Source organism: Microbulbifer epialgicus (assembly GCF_041447265.1).
Taxonomy (GTDB): domain Bacteria; phylum Pseudomonadota; class Gammaproteobacteria; order Pseudomonadales; family Cellvibrionaceae; genus Microbulbifer; species Microbulbifer epialgicus.
Genome location: NZ_JBGMEK010000060.1, coordinates 14,914 through 27,011, shown reverse-complemented (window position 1 = coordinate 27,011; position 12,098 = coordinate 14,914). Strand labels below are relative to the sequence as shown.

Sequence of the window (12,098 nt, the reverse complement as noted above, 5' to 3'; positions counted from 1 at the left end):
AAGCTTGAGCTGATCTGGATGCTCATCTGCGATTTGTTTTTGAAGCTTTCTTTCTTGCTCTGCTGTTAACCTGCGGTTCATACCTTCTGGATAGCCGCGCTTTTTAGCGGCCAATGCTTTGAAGCCCCCAGCTCTATAAGCATTGATCCAATTTTGTACTGCTCGACTGGAGACATCCAGTGTCCGTGCAATTTCTGCTATAGACTCTGATTTCTTCCAAAGCTTTACGGCAGTTCGGCGTTTCTCTTCCTGCGCGGAAGCGGGTAATTTTCTTGCATCAATAATATCCATTTGGGTATTATACAGAACTATAGAGCCACCGGGTTAATAACTAACAATGATTGAACAATACCCGCCAAAAATATACCGACCGATATCAAAAACCCAGACTTAAAACCTCGCGAAGAGGAATAAGTAGAAATTAATAATAAATCAGGACCAGGAGAAATAACCAGAAAGAATGTAGCTATCAAAAATGCCGGCAAAACACTAAAATCTATCATCGGATTTTCATAATTCCTCTAGCAGGATAACGTCTGGGCCAAAGGCGACAGCGAGTGCAACCAGTCGTACAGCAATTTATGAAACATATGCAAAACTGGCGGAAAGTAAAGACTTCCCATACAACTACTTACTATACCAGCCACTTAAACATAACATAAGCATCAACAAACCCTTTTTGTGTATGATTGAACGCCTTGGGCAAGGTACCGACAATTTGGAATCCCAATTTATCCCACAATGCTATTGAAGCATTGTTTGTGGATACAACCAAATTGAATTGCAATGCAAAATAGCCAGTGCTAACAGCATGATCTATGGAATGTTGTGCGAGCTTATAACCTACGCCAAAGCCTCTAAATGTCGGACTAACAATATAACCTGCATTTGCGACATGTGAACCTAAGCCCGATTGATTATCTTTAAGGTGATAGCTCCCTACTACCTTACTATCAACAATAGCAACAATAGCAACAATAGCAACAAACGTATTTTTTGGTCTTTTAATCCAATAATCCCAAGCTTCCTGCTCGTTAGTATCCGGGCTATTTGGGAAAGTGTCTCCCGCCTGAAATACCGATTTGAGTATCCCCCAAACATCATTCCAATCACCATCACTATATTCTCGAATTTCCATTTCCCAACTCTCAATCTCAATAATGTCGCCGTAAATGGCGAGAAACTTGTTGTGAATTCAGCGTTGAAGACACGATTTATAATAACCTTGGCAGCATCAGGCGCTCCACATTACCTACTGGACAAATGGCCAATTTTATGCGCAAAGCTCACGATTCTGTTTGTGATAACATGCCAACATGTCATAGAAGCACATCAACTGTATGCCTAGAATATTCTAGAGGCTTACTAAAAAGAGGGAAGGAAAGAATACACTGCGCTCGGGACTGTATGAGGCGTGGATGCCGTTTACGAGCTTACAGGGACGTATTCACAGGGAGTCTCGAGTGTAGTGTATTCTTTCCTTCTGGCCCCCAAACATTACCTCGAAAACATCTTTAGCGACTATGCCTGGGCTGCATTACTATCAACATCCTCAATAATACCGCAGAAGCCCCTTCTTAGTAAGACCATTAATTGGCCTCCTTTTACCTAAAAATTTGAGAGCTATGAAAAATCATAATCTTTAAGAATTATTGGTGTTCGAATTATTCTACGAACATACTGAGTGATGTTTAGCTCGTGGAAAAAGGCAGACGTACTTGTAAACACCTTGTGTAACTATCAGAGTGCGACAGTCCGAACCAAATGCGCGATTTTCCTGCATTGTCTACATCTAGAGATTTGGGTTAATTACCACTTACTTATTCAGCCACCATGGCCAGAGTACGGATCTTGAATAACTACTGCATCAGCAGTGGAAAACTTGATTCGAGGAGAGCTTTCTTTCTTGTTAGCCTGAACAGTAGTTACATTGAGAGTTTTCCATGGGTTCCACGCCTCTGACTACATCTTGTACTTTCACCAACAAGGAAGGCATCAACCGATAACATGACCTGCATAAGCTTCTGCTTATCCAGCAGTGTTATAAGAGTTGCCCAGATCGTGCGACAACTCCATACAGGAAATACCCTTCTTACCTTGGAAGATAAGAAAGCCCCAGAGAAACCAAGTGGTAATAGGCAGCAAAATAGTGTCGAAGGTTGTACGAGAAGTAATCGATGTTTGGCGCCAGCATCGATTACATTATTTGAGCTGCATGTAAGCTAGGTTGTAATGCTTGCAACATTCACAATGAGAGCAAAATAAGCCGCTTAGCAAGCTTAGCGCATCGAAGTGCTGCTCTTTTCAACCGTATTCATCAAGGAACTAACCTCAAACTAAGCCCCCCTCTAGAACTGCACTTTGTTGCAAGCCATGGTGGATTCTTCTATAGATCAGACAGCTCACAAGGATGATAATTAGGAAAATCTATATACCTAAATCTTGATGGACTTTACGTTTCTTAACTTAGGTGGACTAAATTGATTATGCTCCTCCACAGGTAAAGACATACGAATGTCATTTAGATAGGACAAATCACATCTAGATTGCACCCAGCCCTCACCACTTGCTTTTTGTGCCAAGATTTTCCCCCAGGGATCCACTATCATGCTTTGGCCCCATGTATGTCTTGCACCTTGGTTATGGGAGCCCCACTGAGCAGAAGCGAGTAAGAAACACTGACTATCAATAGCTCTTGCTTGGATAAGAGTCTGCCAATGGGCTTCCCCAGTTGGTTTGGTAAAGGCCGAGGGCAAAGCGATCAACTCAGCTCCGGCCAAGCGCATAGCCCTAAATAGGTCTCCAAAGCGTACATCATAGCAAACGGCCAACCCGATTCGCCCAAAAGGGGTATCAATAACAGTAATATGATCGCCACCGCAAAAAGTATCACTCTCCCGATAACTATGAATACCATCTTTTATATTCGCGTCAAACAAATGTAATTTATCGTACTGACCTAAAACCTGACCAGAATCATTAAAAAAATAACAACGATTTACCACCCTATTCTCTTTTGTTAAAATAGGGATGGTTCCCGCCACCAAGTAAATCTTATATTTGCGCGCAAGTTCTGATAAGGATTTTTTCAATGGACTAGTATCACTAGGTACGGCATAAGTCGATTGACTCACTTCATCTCTGCCGAAAACCAAACAAAATTCAGGAAGCACTACTAATTGCTTCTCATTTTTATCTACCTTTTTACTCATTATTTGGAGTTGTGATTCTATTTTATAAAGATTTTCTTGAACGTCTGCACTACTGCAGCATTGTAGTAAGTTAATCTGCAAAATTTACTCTCCCTGTAAAATCCAAACCGATATTTTCGGTTCATTATATCTATAAATAGTGAAAACTTAGAGAGCCAGTGCCGTTTTGAGTTTCTCACCTCGAAATTGTTGTAATGATAAAACCAGAACCAAAACCCCACAAGTAATAAATATTAACTCAATACTGATTAGGTTAAGATCAGCCAATGCACCCGAGACCAGCATGCCTAAGGGGTAAGTCAGGCGAGTTACCACTCGATAAATACTCATTACCCGGCCACGCTTTATATCCGGAGTATGAGTTAAAATTGCCGTTTCTATCATAACGCTGATCAGACCAAAAGAGTATCCACAGGCGCTGAACAGAATTAAGGTTAAATAAATATTTTTGCTTAATCCAAGCCCAACAAGCAAAAATCCGAAAATCAGATAACTACTGAATCCCAAAAAAGACCAATCATGAACAATTGATTTAAAAAAAGGCAATGACAAATAACCGATTAAACCACCACCACCGAACGCTGCGATCAAATAACCATACCAATAACCGGGAGCAAATAGAGTTTGCTCAATATAAAAAGGTAATAAGACGACGAATGGACCAGAGAGAAAATAGACCCCACCAATGAGTATCAATAGAGATTTGAGAGACGGTTGGCTGCTAATATACTCAAGTCCTTCCTTCACACCAAGGATAAATTTTTTTATTCGTGATGAAGATCGCGGAATACCTGAAACCTTTTTCTCCTTCTTCGGAAGGCTAATCCATGATTCGCTCAAGGCGGACAGATAAAACGAAAGGCTATTAGCGGTTAAAATGGCAATAATACCAAACTGCCCATAAAGTAATAACCCTAAACCCTGCCCAATTAACATGGAACCCTGAATAGTGGCACTCTTGATGGCATTAGCAAGCGGAAGTTGCTTTTTGGACACTACATTAGACAGTAATGATGAATAAGCGGGATCATATACACCTAAGGCAGCACCTAAGACCAGCTGTATCAAAAGCACTAATATTACAAGCAAGTAGCTCTGATCAGGAAAAAAAAAGAAAGTCACGGGCAAAATCAATGAAACCGTACCTGCGAGAAGATCACTAAATATGATAATGGTCTTTCTGGAATAGATATCAGCAAGTACTCCCCCGAGTGGAGAAAACAAGGCTATAAAAATTGAAAATAGCATCGCCGATAAACCCATAACCGACGCTAAGCCTATCTCTTCCTTTAACCAAAACATCAATGTGATAAACGCTATCTGGCTACCAAACTGGCTGATGAAGTTTCCAAACCACATCAGTAGAAAATTACGACTCGCCAGGTTATCTGATAGTTGCATGTTCAACAATGTTCCCCAACCCGGTCATGGACCGGGCTCTAGACTGTAAGAATAAATCTATAAAATTAAGAGAACTTTAGAACAGCTCACTAACAGCTTCAAACACCGACCCGGAATATACCATGGCTGGGTGCTTGGTTTCTCCATTAAGTAATACAACCAGTTGAACATCGTCATTGGCTAACATCGCAGCTTCATGACCCAGCAAGTCGCCTATGTGTCCTAAACGCCCCTCCACGTTAAAAACTCCCAAACCTGCCTGGATATCTTGTTCCAAACTTACATGCTCTGGTAACTGAATGAAATCAAAGCCCTGTTCTTTCATCTTTTGACTTAATAACTTCCCTGAGATAAAAGCATCTTGCCAAATAAGTAAGTCCTCAACAGTAGAAATTAATCCGCCGGCAGCCCATACGAAACTAATACAATTTCCATCTAAGGGCGTACACTGACTATCATGTCCCGTAGCCAGGTTCTCCCTGCCTGCCTCAAAACCCTGCATGTGAGTGTTTTTTAGACCAAGTGGCCGGGTGATACGTGAAGATAGTTGCTGCTCAAATTGTTCACCGGTTACTTGTTCTATGATAAGACCGAGCAAAATGTAACCGCTACTGGAATATAGCCACTGTCCATCGGCCCCAGGAGTAAAAGGACTAGTAGCGGCATTAAAATAAGGGAGTAACTCCTGCGGCTGCCATTTTTTTTCAGGATGCTTTCGTTGACTCTCCTTAAAATCACTACCCTTTATATAGTCTTGTAACCCAGAGGTATGATTAAGCAGTTGCCGGATGGTTATCTGTTCATCGATCTCTGAGCCAGAGAGCAAACCTGAGGGAAGAATATCCCCTATAGCCTGATCAAGATAAATCCTGCCCTCATCAACAAGTTGTAGAATAAGAGTAGCGACAAAAGTCTTAGATAAGCTGCCAATTCTAAATTGGTGATCTTTAGTTAACTTCTCGTTTGTATGGCTATTTGTAATACCTGAGCAGCTGATTGTGGTTGTTCCATTAGGAAAACGTGCGCCAAGCACCAATCCAGGTATCTCATACTGTTCCAGTATGTTCTCAATATTTTTTTGCAGGTATGGCTCAAATGTCAGATCCATTTCTGCAGAGCTACTTTCGATATTTTGATGAATGTAGAATATTAGCTCTTTGGTAAGGTGTTCGAACCACTGCTGAGCCACATCCGCTTCTAAGTAGCTTTTGTCGTAATTGAGTTCAATATGAAGCTTTCCACCCATAATTGCTCCGGAGATATCCATAGCGTGTTGCAATGTTGAGCGAAGATCTGGTATATCGAAACTAGATACATCAACAATCTGATTATTCTCTTTATTACGATCTAGAGTACCGTAATAATTGAAACTAACTTGTGGCTTTGTTTTCTCGTAAACTTCGCCTTTAGTACCATCGCTGGCCAAATACTTAAGTACACCGTAGCCTAAGCCTTTATTGGGTACTTGCTGAAGCTGACTCTTTGTCTTAAAGATATCCTTTACTAACTGGCATGACTGAGCATCTTGGGATAACACAAAAGGAAAAAGGCTGGTGAACCAACCAATAGTTCGGCTGACATCCAGATTTTCAAAACACTCTTCACGGCCATGATTTTCAAGCAGCACAGCATACCTGTTGGGACCAAATATTTTTGCCATCGACCTGGCATGCAGAGTGAGCAATAATTCATTTACTGCGATGCTCTGCTGAAAATTTCTTTCCAGCATTATCCTGGTCTGGGATTTACTCAAAGTATAGCTTATTTTACCAGTTTCAGCTGGTACTGTTTTTTGATGTAATTTAAAGGAAGATAGTAAAAATTGTTCCGTCTGATCCCAAAATTCACGCTCTGTCCGTAATGAATCACTCTTACTAAAGCAGCGTAATTGTTGAGACCATTGTTGTAATGAACTTGTTTTACCACCTAAGTCCGCTTTTTTCCCGGAAAGTAACTGTTCGTAGGCTTTTACAAGATCTTCTACTAGAATCCACCATGAAACAGTATCTACGATAAGATGATGAGCGATAAGGAATACATGATCATCACCAGTTTCTGACTTAAAAACTATACATTGTAACAGTGGGGATTTATTGAGCCAATTCTGACAAGCCAATGCATTCATATGGACTGCCATAGAACTCTGATCTGCTTTTTCTACCGATATGCTATGCAAATTAACAAACAAATCGCTAGCTAAAATTTCCTGTTTCCATTGCATAGTAATAGAATCATAAACAAATGCCGATCGCAAGCCATCATGCTGCCTAATAACTTCGCGCATTGCTTGCTGCATAGTTACTTGATGAATTTTATCACTAAAACGTAATAGAATGTGCTGGAAACATCTATCTTTATTACCTTGATAATTTTTAAAGAACCAGTGTTGTACTGGCGTTAAAGGTACCTCTCCTTGAACCTGGATATTATTATTTTGCTCAACAGAACCAACATGTAACTTCAGTTGTTCTATAGTCGGGTATTGTAAAACATGGCTGGCTTTAACCTTTAGACCAAATTTCTTTAACTCTGCGGCGGTTTGAATAGCTTTTATCGAATCACCACCCAACTCAATAAAACTTTTATCTTCACTTATATGATCAACACCAAGAAGCTTCCGCCAAACTGCAGCAATTGCTCCTTCAATGTCATCATCACTTTGTTTTCCAATTCCAGTCTCTTTTTGCCGAGCAGATAGTTGATGTAACGCAGACTTGTCAACTTTATCATTAGGCGTCATTGGAAACTTATCTAAGGCAATAAAAGTAGATGGCATCATATATTGGGGGAGCTGGGTAGCCAAAGTATGGCGGATAATGCTCTCATCCCCCAACTTTCCAATATAATAGGCCGTAAGATATTGTTGACCAGCCTCGCCATTCACCAAGATTCGAGCATCCGAAACCTGATCAAGCTGCTGTAACTGATATTCAATTTCGGTTGGCTCTATCCGGTAACCTCGGATCTTGACTTGGTCATCTATCCTACCAAGAAATTCTATATTGCCGTCAGGTAGACGACATGCCAAATCACCCGTTTTATACATGGTTAATTCCGGGGCGAGGGGGTTTTTCATAAAACTTCTGGCAGTTTGTTCCTCCCTGTTGAGATAGCCTCTGCCGACTCCAACTCCCGAAATGCATAATTCACCCGGAATACCATTAGGTTGCATATTATGATTTTCATCTAGAATGTCCATACGTAGATTAGCAATAGGTTTGCCAATTGGAATGGACCTGTATGCTTGCTTTAACTCCTTCTGGGACATTGCGGAGATATCAAATGCACTTGATACAGCCGAGACTTCAGTAGGTCCATAAGCATTTATATATCTAAGCTTTTCCGACCAGATCGCCGCTAAGGAAAAGTCCGTTGGGGAACCCCATGTCATTAGAGTGTGTAAGCTGGGAAGTCTTTCTGGGTGGAGCTGCCTGACATAAGTAGGAGGCATAAAAGCCATAGTAACAATATTTTTTGTTACATAATGTCCAAACTCATCTATATCCTGGATCGTTTCATCATCCACAAGTACCAGAGTAGCACCATTTAATAATGCAACGAAGATTTCAAACACTGAGCCATCGAAGGACGAATTGGCAAATTGTAATATCCGTTCTCCCGGAGCAATATTTAGGTAGTCACCGAAACCATGTGCAGTATTAACTACACCCTCGTGATGACCCAAAGTTCCTTTGGGGTTACCCGTAGAGCCGGAAGTGTAAATGATATAAGCTAGATTCTCTGTTAATTGTCCGTCTATAAGGTTATCCGTTTTATACTTCTCCAATTGGACTGTATCAAGTTGGAGGCATTTTATACCAGGCAAAGTATCTATTTTTGAGGACACAGTAGACAGTATATGGGAAATATTACTATCAGAGATCATATAATCTTTACGTGCCTGAGGATATTTAAGATCAATCGGCATATAAATGGCACCGATTTTTAATATCGCCAGGATAGATTTGAGCATAAGCGGAGAACGAGGCAAATGAATACCAATAATACTACCTCGAACTACGCCTTGTTCAAGTAAGTAGTAGGCTATCTGATTAGCCTCTTGATTCAGCTTTTCATAGGTTAACTGCTCGCTATTGCATATCAGTGCCAAGGAATTGGGATTAACCTGTGTCCAATATTCAAATCCGCGGTGTAAGCTGGTAAATTTTGCAGGCTTACAACCCTGATGAAAGTCATGATCAAGCTGCTGAATTTCCTGATCATTAACCAGGGAGATTTCACTAATCAAGCAATCCGAATCTTCCAGTATCTGCTTCGCGATTAAGCCAAAGTGATGCCCTAAACGAACTATGGTATCTCGCCGAAACAAATCTGTATCATAAAGCACGTTGCAGCGTAATTGTCCATCTACTTCCATCCAATTTAGAGTTAAATCATACCAAGAGGTACTTTGTTTCACTTCCAGAAGTGACAGCTTTAAATCATTTGTATTTAGCTCTGGTTGTGGAAAGTTTTGTAACACCAACAATGTATCAAATAATGGAGAACGACTCATGTCCCTAGGTCTATCGAGGTCCCTGACCAAATTCTCAAGCCCATATGATTGATTATATAAGGCATCATTGACATTACTAATTGTTTGCACAAAAAAATCGCTAAAACGGAGCTCACCATCACAGTGACTGCGTAAAGGTAAAGTATTAACAAACATACCTAACAACGAATCAAGATCCGGATGTTCACGGCCTGCAGTGGGAAATCCAACAACAATATCCCTCTCTCTAGTATATTTAGCCAGTAATACCTGATATATAGACATTAGAAGTGGGAATAAGCCGGAGCCTCTTGTATTGCTCATATCATTAAGCTTTCGACTAAGATCAACATCTAGCTTAAATTGCTCCTGCGCACCAGAAAAGCGCTTATGTGTTGGTCTTGGAAAATCCGTCGGAAGTTTTAGTACTGGAGCTGAATGTAAAAAACGATTCAACCAATAGTCCTTTTGAGCTTCCTGTTTTTCTTGCTGTTGTGGCAATGTTTGCCAATAACAGAAATCATGATATTGAGCCACCAAGGGTTCCGGACTATAATTTTCACCTAAAGAAAATGCACTATAAGCTGATATCAGCTCCTGCCCAAAAATACCTAAAGACCAGGCATCACATATAAGGTGGTGAAAGCAATAGTATAAATAAAATTTTTGTTCACCCAATACGAACAATTTCAAACGAAAAAGCGGCAGCTCAGCTAGCGCAAACGCCTGCTGACTATCTTCTAACATTAATGTCTGCGCCTCTTTTTCGGGCTCAATTTTCCTGGTTAGGTCAATTACCTGAAGAGGGTTCTCTAAATGGTCCTGAATATGCTGTACTGGCTCGTCCGAAGTATGATCAATGATTGTACGTAATAGATCATATCTTTTTATCAGAGCTTCAATAGCCATATTAAAAGCCGGTAGATTCAAGTTCCCTTTTAATTGGCAAGCACCGGGCATAGTGTAACTTCCAGGTTGTTCCGCAAGTGCTTCATTGAGCCAAAGACTCTTTTGTTGCTTACTCAATGGATAGTTATTTTGCGTGGGTGCCGCAGTTATCTCTTGATAACTTTTATTAGCAGTGCTCAGCACACGATCTATATGACTGGCAAGGGCAGAAATAGTATCATTTTGATAGAATTCCTGAATTGAAATTTCAGCCTCCAACTCTCGGTAAATTTCACCCAGTGTTTTCATAGCAGTTAATGATGTGCCACCTAAATCAAAAAATTTGTGATGAATGCTGAGCTTAGAAAGACCAAGATTAACTCGCCAAATCTCGCTCAGTTTCACCTCAGTAGTACTTAATTCATAATCATTACAAGATTCAAATTCATCCAAATAGCTTGCAGGGTTCGGTAAAGACTTTTTGTCGATTTTCCCATTAAGCATTAAAGGAAAATTATCTAATTTTATCATTAAGCTTGGAATAAAATTTGAGCTGAGTTTCGTTGCCAGTAAGGATTTTATTTCTGAAATCGATATGTCCTGATGGCAAGTGTAGTAGCACACCAGTAAACTGCTATGATTTTCATTCCGATAAATAGTCAAGAAACACTGATCAATCTCAGGTAAATTGAGAATGTGACCTTCTAGATCGTTTAGCTCGACTCTAATACCATTTAGCTTTACCTGTCGATCAAGGCGACCAAGTACCTCAACACTGTGGTCAACTTGATACCTGCCTAAATCTCCCGTTTTGTATATAATGTCTTCACTGACCTGATTTAGGGGGTTTTGTATAAAACTGGCCTTCGTTAATAGTGGATCATTGAGATAACCCTTACTCCGAAAAGGTGTTTTAATATATATTTCACCAATTTCACCTACGCGGCAAAGTCTATTATCTTTCAATATCAATACTGCTGTATTGGGTATAGGATGACCTACAGGCAATACTCTATTTGGTTCATTAATAGATGTTTCAATACGATAAAACAACTTAGCTAAAGTCGTCTCAGATGGACCATAGAGATTAACTAAATCGACGCTTCTACCTGCTAATGAAAACCAACGGTTAACATCACGACCTAACAATGGCTCACCAGCAAGTAGAATGTATTCTAAATGCTTTAAATTTTCCTCATTTTCTTCCTGACTATTGCTAACAGCCTCTAGTTCATTCGTTAAAAGTCGAAAGATGGATGGAACACAATGAATCAAGCTAATTCTTTCAGATATAATCCACTCTAATAACCGTCTAGCATCCAACTGGACATCAACCTCCGGGATACAACAAACACCGCCAGTCAATAAAGGTAAAAAGATATCCCGCAAGCTCACATCAAAGGTGATCGGTGCTAACTGTGCCACACGATGAGGGCGCTTACTGGTAAATTCGTTGATTTCCCAGTGTATAAAATGACTAAGAGACTTATGATTACCGACGATGGCTTTTGGATTACCTGTAGTGCCAGAAGTAAACATAATATAACTACTGTCTTCAGGCGTTGCCTCCATCGATGGAGCAGTCTTTGGATAGTTAGATAATAAAGTTGTCTCTGTAGTATCACCTACTTCAGCGCTCACACCAAGTTCGCATTCATAATCAAATGCTTTAATATTTATATTACCGCAACCAATTTCCTGAAGCACCATCCTCAATTCGCTGGCAAGTAAACTGGTAGTTAAAATAATTTCCGGCTGCGATTTATTTAGTACATCTTTAAGGCGCTCATTGGGCAACTGATTAGATAGCGGTAAAAAAGTTTGATCACTTTTAAGGACAGCAAGTACTCCTAAAATATACTCAATACTTTTAGGTAAAAAAAGTCCAATCGAACCTCCTTTTTGGATTAAATGCTCACTAATATAATGAGCTAATTGATTGGAATAAGTGTTTAGGTCTTGATAATTGATCTGACGATGACTTTCTGAAATTGCAACATTATCAGAAAACTGGTTAGCTATATCAGAAAACTTTCTATGTACAAAATACTTAGACATTTTACTTCCCTGGATAAATTAATTAATACTAAATGGCAAATAAC

At 40.0% G+C, this 12,098-nt stretch carries 5 protein-coding genes; all 5 read right to left on the bottom strand.

The annotated features are described in order from the left end of the window. The coding region (locus ACCI49_RS18560; RefSeq protein ID WP_371839882.1) for a helix-turn-helix domain-containing protein at nt 1–291 on the bottom strand (291 nt) is incomplete at its 3' end. Between the two features lie 343 nt (nt 292–634). Further along, nucleotides 635–1,138 carry a GNAT family N-acetyltransferase gene (locus ACCI49_RS18555; RefSeq protein ID WP_371840653.1) on the bottom strand — a complete coding sequence of 168 codons (504 nt, stop codon included), beginning with the start codon at nt 1,136–1,138 and terminating at the stop codon, nt 635–637. A 1,297-nt stretch (nt 1,139–2,435) separates the two neighbouring features. Continuing rightward, entirely contained in the window at nt 2,436–3,293 is an 858-nt protein-coding gene (locus tag ACCI49_RS18550) for a carbon-nitrogen hydrolase family protein (protein ID WP_371840651.1), read from the bottom strand. Between the two features lie 66 nt (nt 3,294–3,359). Beyond that, on the bottom strand, nt 3,360–4,613 hold the full coding sequence (locus tag ACCI49_RS18545; RefSeq protein WP_371840650.1) for an MFS transporter: 1,254 nt from the start codon (nt 4,611–4,613) through the stop codon (nt 3,360–3,362). 76 nt (nt 4,614–4,689) lie between these two features. Beyond that, nucleotides 4,690–12,054, bottom strand: a complete 7,365-nt coding sequence (locus ACCI49_RS18540; protein WP_371840649.1) for a non-ribosomal peptide synthetase — start codon at nt 12,052–12,054, stop codon at nt 4,690–4,692. Nucleotides 12,055–12,098: the final 44 nt, after the last annotated feature.